The organism is Streptomyces hokutonensis (assembly GCF_042751305.1).
GTDB lineage: Bacteria > Actinomycetota > Actinomycetes > Streptomycetales > Streptomycetaceae > Streptomyces > Streptomyces hokutonensis_A.
Genome location: NZ_JBHYWD010000002.1, coordinates 570798 through 586937, shown reverse-complemented (window position 1 = coordinate 586937; position 16140 = coordinate 570798). Strand labels below are relative to the sequence as shown.

At 72.6% G+C, this 16140-nt stretch carries 11 protein-coding genes; 9 read left to right on the top strand and 2 right to left on the bottom strand.

Annotated elements, in window-relative coordinates; all coding sequences use genetic code 11:
• The first annotated feature begins 151 nt into the window (after nucleotides 1-151).
• Nucleotides 152-1372, top strand: a complete 1221-nt coding sequence (locus ACFXC1_RS08835) for an aldehyde dehydrogenase family protein (RefSeq protein WP_381240708.1) — start codon at nucleotides 152-154, stop codon at nucleotides 1370-1372.
• A complete protein-coding gene (solA, locus tag ACFXC1_RS08830; RefSeq protein WP_381240706.1) occupies nucleotides 1369-3951 on the top strand; it encodes an N-methyl-L-tryptophan oxidase in 2583 nt (860 codons plus the stop codon). Before ACFXC1_RS08835 ends, solA begins: the two co-directional genes overlap by 4 nt.
• 20 nt (nucleotides 3952-3971) lie before the next feature.
• Here the strand turns inward: solA and ACFXC1_RS08825 are convergent, their stop codons facing one another.
• Nucleotides 3972-4676: a GntR family transcriptional regulator gene (locus ACFXC1_RS08825; protein WP_381240704.1), complete on the bottom strand. Its 705-nt coding sequence runs from the start codon at nucleotides 4674-4676 to the stop codon at nucleotides 3972-3974.
• Nucleotides 4677-4813: 137 nt separating this feature from the next.
• Here ACFXC1_RS08825 and ACFXC1_RS08820 point away from each other — a divergent pair, with 137 nt between their 5' ends.
• The 7 genes from ACFXC1_RS08820 (at nucleotide 4814) to ACFXC1_RS08790 (ending at nucleotide 13207) form a co-directional block, all read left to right on the top strand.
• Nucleotides 4814-5467: a cyclase family protein gene (locus ACFXC1_RS08820; RefSeq protein WP_381240701.1), complete on the top strand. Its 654-nt coding sequence runs from the start codon at nucleotides 4814-4816 to the stop codon at nucleotides 5465-5467.
• Nucleotides 5464-7005 carry a gamma-glutamyltransferase gene (locus ACFXC1_RS08815; protein ID WP_381240699.1) on the top strand — a complete coding sequence of 514 codons (1542 nt, stop codon included), beginning with the start codon at nucleotides 5464-5466 and terminating at the stop codon, nucleotides 7003-7005. Before ACFXC1_RS08820 ends, ACFXC1_RS08815 begins: the two co-directional genes overlap by 4 nt.
• On the top strand, nucleotides 7002-8948 hold the full coding sequence (locus tag ACFXC1_RS08810; RefSeq protein ID WP_381240696.1) for a primary-amine oxidase: 1947 nt from the start codon (nucleotides 7002-7004) through the stop codon (nucleotides 8946-8948). The genes ACFXC1_RS08815 and ACFXC1_RS08810 overlap by 4 nt, the downstream gene beginning before the upstream one ends.
• Nucleotides 8949-8981: 33 nt before the next feature.
• Nucleotides 8982-10334: a Rieske 2Fe-2S domain-containing protein gene (locus ACFXC1_RS08805; protein ID WP_381240693.1), complete on the top strand. Its 1353-nt coding sequence runs from the start codon at nucleotides 8982-8984 to the stop codon at nucleotides 10332-10334.
• 5 nt (nucleotides 10335-10339) lie between these two features.
• Nucleotides 10340-11776, top strand: a complete 1437-nt coding sequence (locus ACFXC1_RS08800) for a glutamine synthetase family protein (RefSeq protein ID WP_381240691.1) — start codon at nucleotides 10340-10342, stop codon at nucleotides 11774-11776.
• The gene (locus ACFXC1_RS08795; RefSeq protein WP_381240688.1) at nucleotides 11766-12737 is read left to right on the top strand and encodes a PDR/VanB family oxidoreductase; all 972 of its coding nucleotides are present in this window, start codon (nucleotides 11766-11768) and stop codon (nucleotides 12735-12737) included. The genes ACFXC1_RS08800 and ACFXC1_RS08795 overlap by 11 nt, the downstream gene beginning before the upstream one ends.
• Nucleotides 12738-12955: 218 nt before the next feature.
• The gene (locus tag ACFXC1_RS08790; RefSeq protein WP_381240685.1) at nucleotides 12956-13207 is read left to right on the top strand and encodes a hypothetical protein; all 252 of its coding nucleotides are present in this window, start codon (nucleotides 12956-12958) and stop codon (nucleotides 13205-13207) included.
• On the opposite strand, the gene ACFXC1_RS08785 is transcribed toward ACFXC1_RS08790, so the two are convergent.
• The gene (locus ACFXC1_RS08785) at nucleotides 13185-16007 is read right to left on the bottom strand and encodes an AfsR/SARP family transcriptional regulator (RefSeq protein ID WP_381240683.1); all 2823 of its coding nucleotides are present in this window, start codon (nucleotides 16005-16007) and stop codon (nucleotides 13185-13187) included. The two genes, ACFXC1_RS08790 and ACFXC1_RS08785, sit on opposite strands and share 23 nt — an antisense overlap.
• Between the last annotated feature and the right edge of the window lie 133 nt (nucleotides 16008-16140).

The following is a 16140-nucleotide window of genomic DNA, read 5'->3' as shown; positions in this document are numbered from 1 at the left end:
CCCACACCGGGTCCCCGACCCCCCCCCGCGCCCCCCCCCCACCCCGCCCCCCCGGGCGGCCCGGGCGGGGGGGGGGGGGGGGGCCCACCCCCCCCCCACCGCTCACCGGGACCGCCGTTGGCGCGGACTGCCGCCCCGACAGCGCCGTGACGTGCTACTGCGTCTCGCCGATCTGGTGGAGCGCGACGCAGAGCAACTGGCGGTGCTGGACACCCTCGACAACGGCAAGCCGATCGAACGCGCCCGCGGCGATGTGGAGTTGGGGCTACAGGCCATCCGCCACTTCGCGGGCACACCGACCCGGCTGGAGGGCACCGTGCACGCGGCCGGTCCCGACCGGCACGTCTACAGCGTCCGTGAACCGGTGGGCGTGGTCGCCGCCGTACTGCCATGGAACTTCCCCTTCATGATCGCCGCCTGGAAGCTCGCCCCTGCGCTCGCCGCCGGTTGCACGATCGTCGTCAAGCCGGCCGAGCAGACCCCGCTCACCGCGCTGCGACTGGCCGCGCTCTGTCTGGAGGCAGGCGTACCCGAGGGCGTCGTCAACGTCCTGACGGGTGACGGACGTACGGGCGCGGAACTGGTCGCCCATCCCGGCGTCGCCAAGGTGTCCTTCACCGGGTCGACGGAGGTCGGGCGGCACATCATGACCGCGGCGGCGCCGTCGTTGAAGCGGCTCACGCTCGAACTGGGCGGCAAGTCCCCCAACATCGTCTTCGCCGACGCGGATCTCGACGCGGCCGTACCGAACGCCGTGCGCGCGGTGTTCGGGCACTCCGGGCAGATGTGCACGGCGGGCAGCAGGCTGTTGGTGGAGCGCACGATCGTCAAGGAGTTCCTGGACCGGCTGGTGCCGGCCGTCGAGGCACTGCGGATCGGTCCGGGTCTGACGGGTGGCATCAACATCGGTCCGCTGGTGTCGCAGGAGCAGTACGACCGCGTCACCGGTTACGTCGAACTGGGCCGCGCGGAGGGTGCCGAGGTGGCCGTGGGCGGCGAACCACTGCCCGGGCCGGGCTGGTTCGTGCCGCCGACCGTGTTCACCGAGGTCACCCCCGACATGCGCATCGTCCGGGAGGAGATATTCGGCCCGGTCGCCGCCATCCTGCCCTTCGACAGCGAGGAGGAGGCGATCGCCCTGGCCAACGACAGCGAGTACGGGCTCGCCGCCGGGGTGTGGACCGGCAGCCTGGCCCGTGCCCATCGCACCGCCGCCGCGCTGGAGGCGGGGACCGTGTGGGTCAACACGTACAACGAGTTCGACCCCGCCGTGGCCTTCGGCGGGATGAAGCAGTCAGGCCTCGGCAGGGACCTCGGCGACGCCGCCGTCGACGGGTTCACCGAGCTCAAGAGCGTGACGATCGCCCTGTGAGCGCGCCCGTGACGGCCGGTACGGCCGCTTCGCCCCCGAGTCCCCCGCCCCCACGCACCCTGAACGTCGCGGCCGAACGCGCCCGCACACCCGGCTCGTTCACCGGTCACCACTTCAACTCGGCCGGTGCGGCCCTGCTCGCCAACGGCACCGTCGAGGCGGTCATCGACCACCTCCGCGCGGAGAGCCTGTCCGGCGGCTACGAGGCCGCGAAGCACGCGGCTCCCGCCCTGGAGGCCGTCTACGCGCGTACCGCCGAATTGCTCGGCGCCCGGCTGGAGGAGGTCGCCCTCGTCGAGAGCGCGACGGCCGGCTGGCAGCGGGCCGTGTCGGCGCTACGACTGCGCCCAGGGGACCGGGTGCTGGCGGCCCGTTCCAGTTACGTCAGCAGCGCGCTGCACCTGCTGTCGGTCGAACGCGACCACGGCGTCCAGGTCGAGCTGCTGCCCAACGGCCCTGACGGGGCCGTGGACTTGGAGGCCCTGGAGGCGGCGCTGCGGGCAGGACCCGCGGCTCTGGTGACGGCCGCCCATGTGCCGACCTCCTCGGGTCTGGTCGAACCCGCCGCCGCGATCGGCGCGTTGGCCGGTGTCCACGGCGTGCCCTACCTGCTGGACGCGACCCAGTCCCTCGGCCAGTTGCCGGTGGACATGGGGGCCATCGGCTGCGACCTGCTCATCGGCACCGGCCGCAAGTTCCTGCGCGGCCCACGCGGCACCGGTCTGCTCGCGGTCCGGCGCCCGCTACTGGACCGGCTCACCCCGGAGGCACCCGATGTCCGGGGCGCCCGGTGGACCGCCGAGCGCAGCTGGGAACTGGTGCCGGACGCCAAGCGCTTCGAACTCTGGGAAGCCGCCCACGCCCTGCGCCTCGGCCTCGGCGCCGCGCTGACCGACCTCGGCGCGCTCGGCGTGGACACCGTCGCGCGACACCTGGCCGCCCTCGCCACCACGCTGCGCGAACGCCTCTCCGCACTGCCGGGCGTCCACGTCACCGACCCGCCGGCCGCGGGCGGCGCGATCGTCACCTTCGTGGTCGACGGCCTGGACGCCTCGGACGTCCAGCGCCAACTCGCCTACCGCCGCGTCCACTTGATCGCCGTACCGGCGGGACACGGCCGCTGGGACATGGACCACCGGGGCCTGACCAAGGTGGTCCGGGCGTCCGTCCACGTCTACAACGACGAGGACGATCTGGACGCGCTGGTGGAGGCGGTGAGCGAGATCGTGCGCCTGGAGGGGCGCGGCACGGCGTCCGACACGGGTCGGCGGGAGCCGGGGGCGGAAGACACACGGCGGAGTGGCGCCGGACCCGAGGCGGATGCCTCGATGCCCCCCATCACACCCGTGCCCACGAACTCGCAGGCCGAGGCGCCGGGCAATGGTCAAGCAGCGCCCGCACCATCGCCCGTGACGCCACCGGCTCCGGTGCCGGCCATCGGGCTCAACCCCTCCCCCGCAGCCACGCGCACCCACCACCACACCCACGACGCCGTCGTCGTAGGCCTCGGCGTCCACGGCAGTGCCGCCCTACGTCACCTGGCCGCGCGCGGACTCGACGTGCTCGGGCTCGAACAGTACGGCCTTGGGCACGACTTGGGTTCCTCGCACGGGGAGACCCGGATGATCCGCCGCGCCTACCCGCACCCCGACTGGGACGCCCTGGTCGACACCGCCTACCGGGCCTGGGTGGAGCTGGAGGGTGCTTCGAAGGCCCAACTGCTCGACATCACCGGCGGGTTGTACGCGGCGCCGCAGGACCGCCCGGATCCCTTGCGCGGCCCGGGCTGCCGACAGGTCGACGCCGAGGAAGCGGCACGGATCTTTCCGGGACTGCGACTGCCCACGGGATTCACCGCGGTGCACGACCCGCGCGCCGGCATCATCGACGCGCAGGAGACACTGCGCGCCCAACTGACCCTGGCCGAACGGGCCGGAGCGCACGTGCACGACCACGCCCGCGTCCTCGGCTGGGAACCGGACGGCGACGAAGTGGTGGTCCGCACCGGCAGGGCCGTCCTGCGAACTCGGCGCCTGGTGCTGTGCACCGGTCCCTGGACGGCGGCCCAAGTCCCTTCCCTTGCGCCGCATCTGACGGTCACTCGGATCGTCAACGCCTACTTCGCCGCCGATCCGGCGGGCCCGCTCGGGCCCTCCGGCCTGGGCAGTTTCTCCGTCGATCTGCCGCAGGGCCTGCTGTACGGGTTCCCCGCAACCGACGGCCGCGGTCTCAAGGCGGGTCTGGACAGCGGCCCGACCTGGGACCCTCAAGCCCCTCGTCCCCGAGCCACCAGCGAGGAACTCGCCCTGCTCACCGAGGCGGTGGCACAGGTACTGCCCGGTGCCGGGCCGGTGACGGAGAGCCTGACGTGCCTCTACACCATGACCGCCGACCGCCGCTTCGTGGTCGGCGAACTGCCGGGCGTGCCTCAGGTGTTGCTGGGCTCGGCGTGCTCCGGGCACGGGTTCAAGTTCGGACCGGCGATCGGCGAGGCGCTGGCCGATCTCGTGTGCGGGATCGCCCGCCCGGACCTGGACTTCCTGTCACCGGCCCGGCTCTTCCCCGGCGGCACCTCGTGAGGCGGCGCCACGAGGCCCGCTCAGCCGTGGAACACCGTCTGGGACCGGCGCTCGTACCAGGCCGTCAGATGCTCGCCGGAGCTGATGACGTGCTCGCGCATCAACGCGTCGGCGCGGTCGGCGTCATGCGCGGCCAACGCCTCGATCACGGCGTCGTGTTCACGGATGTTCAACTGCCGGTGGCGTTCGTCGCCGGCGAGGGCGAGCGAGGAGACGTTGCGCGGGAAGCTCTCGTTGATCCGGTCGATCATCCGGGTCAGCCAGGGGTTGTCGGCCGCGTCGCAGATCACCGTGTGGAAGCAGTCGTTGGCGGCGGTGGTGGTGGGGCTGCCGGCGCTCCGTCCCTCTCCGGCGACCCGTGCCGCTGCCTCGCGCAGGACGGCGTTGTGCTCGCGCAGTGCGGCGAGCCCGCGTTCCGTGATGCGGGAGGCGGCGCGCCGGGCGGCCATGCCCTCCAGCTCGGCACGCACCTCGTACGCCTGCCGCACCTCCCAGGGCGCGGGCACCCGGACCACCGCACCACGGTTCGGCTGCATCTCGATCAGTCCGCCGTTCTGGAGCTGACGCAGCGCCTCGCGCACCGGTGTGCGGCTGACCCCGAACTCGGTGGCCAGCGCCGCCTGGCGCAGCGGTTTGCCGATCGCCAGCTCGCCGTTCATGATCCGCGCGCGGATACGGGCCGCGATGTCGTCGACGAGGGGCTCGTCGTCTGTCTGGGGGGTCATGGGAGTCGGTCAAACCCTTCTCGGGGGCGGTCGGGGGGTGCGCGGTGGTGGAGCAGTTTCCCACGCGGCCCGGGGTGTCCACAGCCTCACACTTTTGGATCCACTTCCATGATATCCGCATCCAATAGGAGGGCCGCATGAATCTGGACTTCGCGAAGGCGATCGACGTGTCCGTTCCCATCCACCCCGGCATGCTGCACTGGGGCCGCCGCCCCGAGGTGGAGATCGTCGAATCCCGCACCGCAGGCGATCCCTCCAACGTCAGCCGCTGGCGCATCGGCGCCCACACCGGCACCCACATCGACGCTCCGGCCCACTTCATCGACGGCGGCAAGACGGTCGACCGGCTCGACCTGTCCGCCCTCAACGGCACCGCCCGCGTCCTCGACCTCACCCACGTCAAGGAACAGATCACCGCCGCCGACCTCGACGCGGCGGGCCTCGGTACCGAGGAACGCGTGCTGCTGCGCACCAGCAACTCGGAAGGCGTCCTGCGCAGCCCGTGGAAGGCCCGGCAGTGGGTCGGCCTGGCCCCGGACGGCGCGGAACGCCTCATCGAGGCCGGCGTGCGCACCGCGGGCATCGACTACCTGAGCATCGAGGCGGTCGCCTACACCACCCACTGGGAAACCCACCAACTCCTCTGCGCCGCAGACGTGTTGATCCTGGAAGTGGTGGATCTGCTGCACACACCGGCAGGGGTCTACGACATGATCTCCCTCCCCCTGCCCCTGCAGGGCGCCGAGGCCGCTCCCTCCCGAACCGTGCTGTTCCCCAGGGACGAGACATGACAGCCGCCTCCCCGCTGATCCTCGCCGCACCGCACCCGGCGGCACTGACGGCCGCCCGGCGCGCGGCCGAGCGGGGCGGCAACGCCGTGGACGCGGCGCTGGCGGCAGCCGCCGCTCTCACCGTCGTCTACCCCCACCAGTGTTCCCTGGGCGGCGACTTGATCGCCCTCGTCCACGCCCCCGGCGGCTCGGTGCGCGCGGTGATCTCGGTCGGGGCCGCCGCAGAGGCCGTGGACGTCGACGCGTTGCGCGCGGCCGACGAGCGGATGCCCGCACAGGGCCCGCAGACGGTGACCGTGCCCGGTGTGGTGGCGGGCTGGGCCGCGCTCGCCGAGGCCCACGGCACGCCCGGTGCCCTGGCCGCAGCGCTGCGGGACGCCGGCGAACTGGCCGAGCAAGGGGCCACCGTATCGGCGGGTCTCGCTCGCGCCATCCGTGAGCGGGCCCCGCAGATCGCGGCGGACCCGGGACTCACCGCACTCCTGACCGGTCCCGGCGGCGCACCGCTCGACGAGGGCGACCCGCTCCCCCAGCCGCAGCTGGCCGACGTACTGCGCACGCTCGCCGACGATCCGTCGTCCTTCTACCGGGGAGCGGTCGCCGAGGCGCTGGCGAACGGCCTGCGCCGGGCCGGGAGTTCACTCACCGCGAGCGATCTCGCGGCCCATCAGGCCGAAAACGTAGAGCCGTTGACGCTGGACGTGGCCGGTACGCGGTGGTGGACCGCACCGCCGCCGAGTCAGGGGGCGAGCCTGCTGGCCCTACTGGAGACCGCCGCCTCGGTGGTGAAGCTGCCCGAGCCGGAGCGCACCGACGCACTGGCTTCCCGCTGCCAAGACGCCTCGGCGGCAAGGGACTTGCTGCTCGGTGACCCGCTCGGCCCCTCCCCCATCGACCTGGACGGACTGCTGCACCCGGCTCCGCTCGCCGGTGCGCGACCGCCCGAGCCGCCCTTCCGGCCCGCCGGGGACACCGTCGCGATCACGGCCGTGGACGCGTCCGGGTTGGCCGTCTCGCTGATCCAGAGCGTGTACCAGACCTTCGGTTCCGGCATCTGCGACCCGGAGACGGGCATCGTGCTGCACAACCGCGGCTCGGCGTTCAGCCTGCTCCCGGGCCATCCGGCCCTCATCGGCCCCGGTCTGCGGCCCCCGCACACCCTCTGTCCCGTGCTCGGCCGGTCCGCCGAGCTGCTGCTCGCGGCGGGCTGCCAGGGCGGCCGGGCGCAGCCGCAGATCCTCGCCCAGACCGTGCCCGATCTGATGGACCCGGCCGCCGATCCGGCCGCCGTACTGGACCGTCCGCGCTGGGTGATCGGCGCCCGCGACATCGGCCACGAGACGCAGACGCTGCTGGCCGAGCCCGGGTCGGTCCCGGCAGGCGCCTTCCCGTCGGCGGTTCCGGTCGTCGTGGCGCCGGGCCGCACCGATCCGGCCGGTCACACCCAGGCCGTACGACTGTCCGCCGGCGGTCGGCTGGACGGCGCCTCCGATCCCCGCGCCGACGGCGGCACCACCTTGGAAGGAAGTTCCCTGTGAGCACTCTCGCCCCCGAACCCGTACCGGCCGGCGCACCGCATCCGCTGGACCCGCTCACCGTCACCGAACTCGCCACGGCCGCAGGGGTGTTGAGGTCCGACACCCGGGTCCCCGAGGATGCGCGGTTCTGGGGTGTGGCGCTGGACGAGGACCACGCCCGTCGCGCCGCGCCCGGGGAAGCCCGGCAGGCCCGCGCGGTGGTGTTCTCCCCCTCCGCCCGTCATGCCTTCGAGGTCGACCTCGAACTCGGCGAAAAGCCGCAGGCAACCGCTTGGCGGGAGTTGGACGTCCGCAGTCCGGGCTGTTCCTCGGAGGAGGCACGGCAGGCCGCTGCGGCCTGCCGCGCCGACCCGCGCTTCCGGGAGGCGCTCGCGCTGCGCGGTATCCACGACGTGTCGCTGGTGATGGTGGATCCGGAGTCGATCGGCGGTTTCGAACCGCCCGAGTACGCGGGCCGTCGGCTGACCTGGGGCAGTGTCTGGCATCGCACAGACGAGGGCGACAACGGTTACGCCCGCCCGGTGCAGGGGGTCGTGCCGATCATCGACATGGAGACGATGGAGATCCTGCACATCGAGGACCACGGGGTGGTGCCGCTGTCGGCGGAGTCGGGCGTGTTCGCCGCCGGAACGGTGGCCGAGCGCCCGGGGCTCAAGCCGCTGGAGGTCGTCCAGCCGGACGGGCCGAGCTTCACCGTCACCGGGCAGCGGATCGACTGGCAGGGGTGGTCGGTGCGGGTCGGCTTCAGTCATCGCGAGGGGCTGGTGCTGCACGACCTGTCCTTCGCGGCGGCCGGGAAGGGGCCTCGGCAGGTGATCCGGCGCGCGGCCGTCAACGAGATGTACGTCCCGTACTTCGACACCGCGTCCACCCAGTACCGGAAGAACTTCTTCGACTGGGGCGAGTACGGCGCGGGACCGCTCACCAACTCCCTTGCCCTGGGCTGTGATTGCCTCGGTGTCATCCAGTACTTCGACGCTGCGGTGCTCGGCGGCGACGGCGTGCCCCGGCTGATTCCCAACGCCGTCTGTGTGCACGAGGAGGACGACGGCATCCTCTGGAAGCACCACGACGGCCGCACCGGCCGTACGGAGGTGCGCCGTTCACGCCGGCTGATCATCTCGGCGTTCGCGACCGTCGCCAACTACGACTACGGCTTCTACTGGTCGCTGTACCAGGACGGTTCGGTGATGCTGGAGATCAAGATGACCGGCATTCTCTCCGCCACGGGTGTCGAGGAGGACGAGGCGACGCCGTACGCGCGCCGGGTCGCGCCGAACGTCGCGGTCACCAACCACCAGCACTTCTTCAGCGTGCGCCTCGACATGGCGGTGGACGGCGATCCCAACCGGCTGGTGGAGGTCACCGCCGAGCACGAGCCCGACCCGGTCCTCGACCCGTACGGCAACGCGGCCCGGACCGTGCTGCGGCCGATCCTCAGCGAGTCGGAGGGCGCTCGGCGCAGCGACCCGTCTCGCGGGCTGCACTGGCGGGTGGAGAGCACCGAGTCCCGCAACCGGATGGGTGAACCGACCGCGTACCGCGTGCACTTGGAGAACACGGCGGTACTGCCGGTGCGCGAGGACAGTGTCTGCGCCCGCCGAGCGCCGTTCGTGGGACGGCAGTTGTGGGCGACGGCTTACGACGCGGAGCGGCGGTTCGTCGGCGGCGAGTACCCGAACCAGGCCGAGCCGGGCGCGGACGGCGTGCACAAGTGGCAGGAGGAGAACCGGTCGTTGGACGGCACGGACCTGGTGTTGTGGGCCACGGTCGGCTCGCACCACTTCCCGCGCCCCGAGGAATGGCCGGTGATGCCGGTCGCCAAGGCGCGGCTGCGCCTGGAGCCCGACGGTTTCTTCGACCGCAACCCGGCCCTGGATGTGCCCGCCCCCGTCTCCTGCCACACGCCGAACCCCACGGCCCCGGACCACTGCTGCGGCTGACCGCGCCCCTCCCCCTCCTCAGAAAGGCGTCCCATGCGCGAGGAAGAGAACACCCGGCTCACCCGGACCGGGCCCGCCACCCCGGCCGGTGAGTGGATGCGCCGCTACTGGCAGCCGATCGCCCTCAGCGAGGAACTCGACGGCGTACGGCCGCTGGTGGCGACCAAGGTGATGGGCCAGGACCTCGTCCTGTTCCGAGGCGGTGACGGCGAACTCGGTCTCGTCGACCGGGGCTGCCCGCACCGGGGCGCCGACCTGGCGCTCGGCCGGCTGGAGGACGGCGGGCTGCGCTGCTGCTTCCACGGCTGGCTGTTCGCCCGCGACGGCTCGTGTCTCGACACCCCGGCCGAGCCCGTCGACAGTCCGCTCAAGTCCCGTGTCCGGCTGGGCAGTTACCCGGTCCGCGAGATCAACGGCATCATCTGGGGCTACCTCGGCCCCGGCCAACCGCCCCAACTCCCCGCCCTGGACTGCTTCCGGGCCCCCGCCGACCACGCCTTCGCCTGGAAGGGGCTGCTGGAGTGCAACTGGCTCCAGGCCCTGGAGGTCGGCATCGACCCCGCCCACGCCTCCTACCTCCACCGCTTCTTCCAGGACGAGGACCCCGCCGACAGCTACGGCAAGCAGTTCCGCGCCGCCTCCCAAGGCACCGGCCTCCCGATGACGAAGATCCTGCGCGAGTACGGCCGCCCCGACATCGACGCCGTCCGCACCCCGTACGGCATCCGCATCACCGCCCGGCGCACGCTCGACGGAACGGACACCCAGGGCCTGCCGATGGACGGCAGCCGTACCCATGTCCGCATCACCCACCAGGTGTTCCCGCACGCCTTCCACATCCCGCTGGACGCGGAGACGGCGATCACCCAGTGGCATGTGCCGATCGACGACAACTCCAGTTACTGGTATGCCCTGTTCACCAGTGTCGGCGGCCCGGTCGACCGATCGGAGATGCGCCGCCAGCGGGTCGGCGCGGTCACCCTGCCCGACTACCGGCCGCGCTTCAACCGCGCGAACGGCTACGGCTACGACCCGGTGGAGCAGCGGGCGACGACGTACACCGGGCTCGGCTTCGACATCAACGTGCACGACCAGTGGGCGGTGGAGGGGCAGGGGGCCGTCCAGGACCGTACGCGTGAGCATCTGGGCCGCTCCGACAAGGCCATCGTGATGTACCGGCGGATGCTCGGCGAGGCCATCGGCGCGGTCGAGCGCGGGGAGGATCCGCCGCTGGTGCTGCCGGCCGAGGAGGCGGGGCGGTTGCACGGGCCGGTCGCCCTGGACGGGATCGGCCCGACCGAGGGCTGGCTGGAGCACTGGACGGCCGTCACCGACAAGCAGCGCGCCGACAGCAGTTGGGCGCGGCCGCTGGGAACGGACGGCTGAGCCGCGTGGGATTCATCGAACGCCACGGCCTGTGGGACCCCGAACAGGCCGCCGCCGCACGGGAGATACTCGCCCGCGCCGAGAGCGGCGGGATGACGGTGGTGCGGCTGGTCTTCGCCGACCAGCACGGTCTGCTGCGCGGCAAGACCGTCACCGTGGGCGAACTGCCCAATGTGCTGCGCGACGGCACCGGCATCGCCTCGTCGCTGCTCGCCAAGGACACCTCGGGGCGGACCGTCTTCCCGCTCTTCACCAAGGAGACGCCGCTCGGGCTGCCCGAGCTGCGGGGCGCCGCCGACATGGTGATGGTGCCCGACCCGTCGACCTTCCGGATGCTGCCGTGGTCGCCGGGCACGGGCTGGCTGCTGTGCGACCTGCGCTTCACCTCCGGCGCGCCGGTCCCGTTGTGCACGCGCGGACTGCTGCGCTCGGTCCTCGACCAGGCCGACGGGCTGACCTACCGCACCGGCCTGGAGGTGGAGTTCCACCTCTTCCGGCTCGACGACCCCCGCCTGGGCCCGGGCGACCAGGGCCAGCCCGGCGCGGCACCCGAGGTCGGCATGCTCAACCACGGCTACCAGTACCTCAGCGAGCTGCGCTACGACGAACTCGACCCCATCCTCGACGTCCTGCGCGCGAACATCGAGGGCCTGGGACTGCCGTTGCGCAGCCTGGAGATCGAATTCGGCCCCAGTCAGGTCGAGTTGACCCTCCAGCCCGCCGACGGCCTGGGCACGGCCGACGCGATGGTCCTGCTGCGCAGCGCCGTCAAGCAGGTCGCCGCCCGCCACGGACACCACGCCACCTTCATGTGCCGCCCCCATCTGCCCGGTGTGTTCTCCAGCGGCTGGCATCTGCACCAGAGCATGGTGCGGGACGGTGTGGGTGCCTTCGCGCCGGAGGGCGGCGAACTCGCCGCGTCCGGGTCGCCGTTGTCGCCGTACGGCACCGCCTTTCTCGGCGGGCTGCTGCGGCACGCGCGGGCCACGAGCGCGTTCTCGACCCCAACTCTCAATGGGTTCAAGCGCTTTCGCTCGCTGTCGCTGGCGCCGGACCGTGCGGTGTGGGGGCGGGACAATCGCGGGGCGATGGTGCGGGTGCTGGGTGACGGGCCCTCGTCCACCCGGCTGGAGAACCGGATCGGCGAGCCGGCCGCGAACCCCTACCTCTACCTCGCCTCCCAACTCGCCGCCGGGCTGGAGGGCGTGGCGGGCGAACTGGAACCGGGTCCGGCCGCCGACGAGCCCTACGCGGCCCGCGCCGAGCCGCTCCCCCGCTCGCTGGGCGAGGCCCTGGACGCGCTGGAGTCCGACCGCATGCTCGCCGACCGGCTCGGCAAGGACTTCGTGGCGTACTACACGAGCATCAAGCGGGCCGAGATCGACCGCTTCAGCCAAGAGGTGACCGACTGGGAACAGCGGGAGTACTTCCGTGTCTTCTGACCTCGACTCCCCTCCTACGACGACCCAACGGCTCCTGGTCCGCCAGGCCCGCTGGGTCGCCGATGACGTGGTGGAACTGCGGCTGGCCCGGGCCACCGGCGGCGCCCTGCCTGCGTGGGAGCCGGGCGCGCACGTGGAGTTGGTCCTGCCCTCGGGGCTGCGGCGCGCCTACTCGCTGTGCGGGGACGTGACGGACGCGGAGGCGTGGACGGTCGCCGTGCATCGGGTGCCCGAGGGGCGGGGCGGTTCACGGGAGATCCATGGAACCGCCCTGGTGGGGCGGGAGTTGGAGGTGCGTGGGCCGGTGAACCGCTTCCCGCTGGTGCCCGCGGAGGGCTACCTGCTGCTGGCCGGCGGCATCGGTGTCACCCCGCTGCTGCCGATGGCCCGAGAACTCACCGCACGTGGCCTCCCCTGGCGGCTGGTCCTCGGCGCCCGGGACCGGTCCCGGCTCGTGTACGCCGAGGAGTTGGTGGAGTTGGGCGGCGACCGGGTGCTGCTCGTACCGCAGGACGAGGTCGGCCTGCCGGACCTGGCCGCGGAACTCGCCGCCACCCCGGCCGCGTACGCCGTCTACGCGTGCGGCCCGCAGCCGATGCTCGACGCGGTGACGGAGCTGTGCCGGGCACCGGACTCCGCGCGGGTGCTTCACCTGGAACGCTTCACCGCCGCCGACCAACTCGGCTCGTCTGCCGGGGAGTTCGAGGTGGTGTTGAGCCGTTCGGGGCTGCGTCTGACCGTGCCCGCCGACCGTTCCGTGCTGGACGTCGTACGGGAGAAGCTGCCGGATGTGCCTTACTCCTGCGAGGAGGGCTACTGCGGCAGCTGCGAGACGGCGGTCCTGTCCGGACTCCCGGAGCACCGCGACTCGGTGATCGAGCCGTCCGAACGCCCCACCGCCACCACGATGATGATCTGCGTGAGCCGCTGCGACTCCCCGGCGCTGGAGCTGGACCTCTAACTGCCGCCTTCTGCAAGGCGGTTGCGGAGAGCGCGGGGTCGATAGGGGATGACCTCGGCCAGGGAGATGGCTGTGCTGGTGCGGTCCACTCCGTCGATGGCGAGGATCGCCTTGGTGATGCGGTGCAGGTCCGTGGTGTTCTTGGCACCGCTTGCCAGTTCCTGTGTGTCGTCGCCTTCTCGCCGACCGGTGGGGCGATACCGGCGACGCTGCTGCGCATGATTGGTGGTCTGATGCCGGCGGGCGGTTCGGCACCGGCCACCATGGGGCTGATCCAGCAGCTCTTCAACGCGGGCAGTTTCGTGGGTCCCTCCGTCGCCGCCTGGCCGGCGACCCGCACCGGCGGCTGGCACTCGACCTGGTGGATCACCTGCGCCTGCGCGGCCATCGGTGCCGCACTCAGCCTCGGGCTTCGCAGCGTGGCCGCGGTCGAATCCGCGCGGCCCGCTACGGCAGGGGCCGTTCGCTGATGCGGTCGTGGAGATCGGTGCGGAGGGGGTCGTCGTCGGGCAGGCCGAGTTCGTCGGTGAGGGCGAGGGCGCGGGTCCAGACCTCGTGGGCGGCGGCGGGCCGGCCAGCGCTTTGGTGGGTGTCGCCGAGGCAGAGAAGACAGGCGGCCTCGCTGTGGCGTTCCCCAGTGGCGCGGAACAGGCCCGCGGCTTCCCGGTAGCGGTCGACGGCCTGTTGGTGACGGCCGAGTTGGTGGTGAATGTAGCCGAGGCTGTCGGAGATGTGGGCCTGTCCGTTCACGTCGCCGGCCTCGCGGGCGAGTTCGAGCGCCTGCTCGCAGTGCGCCAACGCGCTGTGGTGTTCGCCGAGTTGGGCCTCCATCCAGCCGATGTGGTTGAGCGCCGCGGCCTGTCCCGCCCGGTCGTCCGCCACCCGGTAGTGCTCCAGGCTCCGGTAGGCGTGTTCCAGCGCCGGTCCGGAGTCGCCCTGGGCTCCCGACATCCGCGAGAGATGCTGATGGGTACGGGCCTGCCCCGCTTCGCTGCCCAGCTCGGCGAAGAGTTCCAATGCCCGTAAGTAGTGTTCCCGGGCCGGTTCCGGCTTCTTGAGCCGGTCCAGGGCCAGGCCGAGTCCGCGGTGGGCGCCCGCTCGTCCGGCCGGGTCGCCGTCCCGTTCGGCCGCCGCGAGCGCGCTGCGGCCTGCGGTCAGCAGCGCCTCCCAGTGGCCGTGCCGGTCCAGGAAGGTGGTCAGCACGGTGACCAGTCGCCACACATGGCCGTCGAAGCCCGGCGGTGGCTGCCGCACGATCTCCAGCAGGACCGGGTGTTCGGCGACGAGCCAGGCCAGCGCTCTGCCGTAGTCCTCGGGCTCCACAGGATTCGCGCCCGCTCTGGGCGCGGCGGAGGCGACCGGGTTGGGCTGGGGGGTGACCAGGACGTCGGCCGACCGTGCGGAGTGCAGGTAGTGGTCCATCATCCGGTGCAGTGCCGCCCGTCGTTCCCATTCGTCGTCGTACGCGGCCACCAACTCCCCCGCGTAGACGCGTAACAGGTCGTGGAACGCGTACCGACCCGGAGCTTGCTCGACCAGCAGGTGCCCGCCGGTCAGTTCGGCAAGGAGTCCGCGGACGCGCTCCGGCGGGGCGCCGGCCAGGGCGGCTGCCGCGTGCCGTGAGAGGTCCGGGCCCGGGTGCAGCGCGAGCAGCCGGAACAGCCGGGCTGCGGCCGGGCTGAGCGCGCTGTAGGACCACGAGAACACGGCCCGTACCTGGCTGGCCTCCTCGCCGCCGTCGAGCGCGTCCAGCCGGCCGCCCGCCTCGCGGAGTTCCTCGGCGAGCGTGCCGAGCGGCCGTCGGGGCTGGGCGGCGGCGCGGGCCGAGACGACCGCCAGGGCCAGCGGCAGTCCCGCGCACCAGGTGACGACGTCCGCGACGGCCTCGGGGTCGGCGGCCAGCCGGTCCTTTCCGAGCCGTTCCGCGAGGACGTCCCGTGCCGCGTCCGGGGTCAGCGGGTCGACCGCGAGCAGATGGGCGCCCTCGGTCGCGGCCAGCCCGGTGAGCCGGTTCCGGCTGGTCACCAGCGCCATGCAGCCGACTGCCCCCGGCAGCAGCGGGCGTACTTGTTCCTCGTCGCGGGCGTTGTCGAGTACGACCAGCATCCGACGCCCTGTCAGCAGGCTTCGGTAGAGCCCGACTTGGGCCTCCAGGCCCGGTGGCACCCGGTCCGGCCGTACGCCGAGTGCGTCCAGGAATCCGCGGACCGCCTCGGTCGGGGGCATCACCGCGCCCTGTGGATCGAAGCCGCGCAGGTTGACGTACAACTGCCCGTCGGGGAAGGCGCTTTCGGCCCGGCGGGCCCAGTGCACCGCGAGGGCGGTCTTGCCCACGCCCGCCATGCCGGAGACCGCCGAGATCACCACGGCGGCGAACTCGCCCTGCGCCGAGGCGAGGATCTCCTCCAGCCGGGTCAGTTCCTCGTCGCGGCCGGTGAATCCCCGTACGGCCATGGGGAGTTGGGCGGGGAGTTCGGTCGGCCGGGCCGCTTCGGACGGTTCGGGGCGCCTGGCTGGACCGGGGCGGTGGCCGCGCAGGATCGTCTGGTGCAGTTGGCGCAGTGCCGGTCCGGTGTCGGTGCCCAGTTCCTCCGCGAGGCGTTTGCGGACGGCCGCGTAGCAGTCGAGGGCCTCCGCGCTGCGGCCGGTCTCGTGCAAGGCCCGCATCAGGGCCTCGGCGAGGGGTTCGGCGAGCGGGTACTCGCCGAGCAGGCCGGTCAACGGGCCGATGACGGACGCGGGATCGCTGTGGCCCAGTTCCGCGCGGGCCCAGCCGACGGCGGCGTCCTGGTGCCGGCGCCGCCAGGCCTCGCGCATCCGGGCCGCCCACTGCCCGCGCAGACCGGACAGCGGCTCCCCCCGCCACAGGTCCAGCGCCTCGCGCAGCAGCCGGGCCCGTTCCCTGTCGGCCGGGCCCTCGGTGCGTGCCTGGTCCACCAACTGCCGGAAGCGGTACACGTCCACCTGGTCCGGGCGCGCCTCCAGGAGGTAGCCGCCGGAGCGGCGCACCACGGACAACGGTTCCCGCGCGGTCTGTGCGGCCTGCTCGCACACCCGCCGGATCCGGGCGACATGGGCGTGCACGGCGCCGCGCGCCCCGTCCGGCGCGCGCGTGCCCCAGACACGTTCCATGACCACGTCCACCGCGACGGGCCGGCCGACGTCCACGGCCAACGCGGCCATCACGGTGCGGCGTTGGGGCGGCCCCACCTCTACCGGGCGCCCCGCTGCCGACAGTTCCACCGGCCCCAGCAACTGCACGTCCACCATGGTGCCGCCACCCCCTGCACAAAGCCTCCTCCTTTCCTTCACGGACGTGTACGCGGCGCGACAAGCCTTCGACAAGGTTTCCGGTCACACACCGGTGCGAATCTGCTGGGGAACGGACGGGGCGCCGACCGCG

Excerpts from the sequence above, each read along its gene's own strand:
- ACFXC1_RS08785 (WP_381240683.1), bottom strand. The coding sequence starts at position 16,007 with ATGGTGGACGTGCAGTTGCTGGGGCCGGTGGAACTGTCGGCAGCGGGG.
- ACFXC1_RS08820 (WP_381240701.1), top strand. The coding sequence starts at position 4,814 with ATGAATCTGGACTTCGCGAAGGCGATCGACGTGTCCGTTCCCATCCAC.
- ACFXC1_RS08825 (WP_381240704.1), bottom strand. The coding sequence starts at position 4,676 with ATGACCCCCCAGACAGACGACGAGCCCCTCGTCGACGACATCGCGGCC.
- ACFXC1_RS08815 (WP_381240699.1), top strand. The coding sequence starts at position 5,464 with ATGACAGCCGCCTCCCCGCTGATCCTCGCCGCACCGCACCCGGCGGCA.
- ACFXC1_RS08805 (WP_381240693.1), top strand. The coding sequence starts at position 8,982 with ATGCGCGAGGAAGAGAACACCCGGCTCACCCGGACCGGGCCCGCCACC.
- ACFXC1_RS08790 (WP_381240685.1), top strand. The coding sequence starts at position 12,956 with ATGATTGGTGGTCTGATGCCGGCGGGCGGTTCGGCACCGGCCACCATG.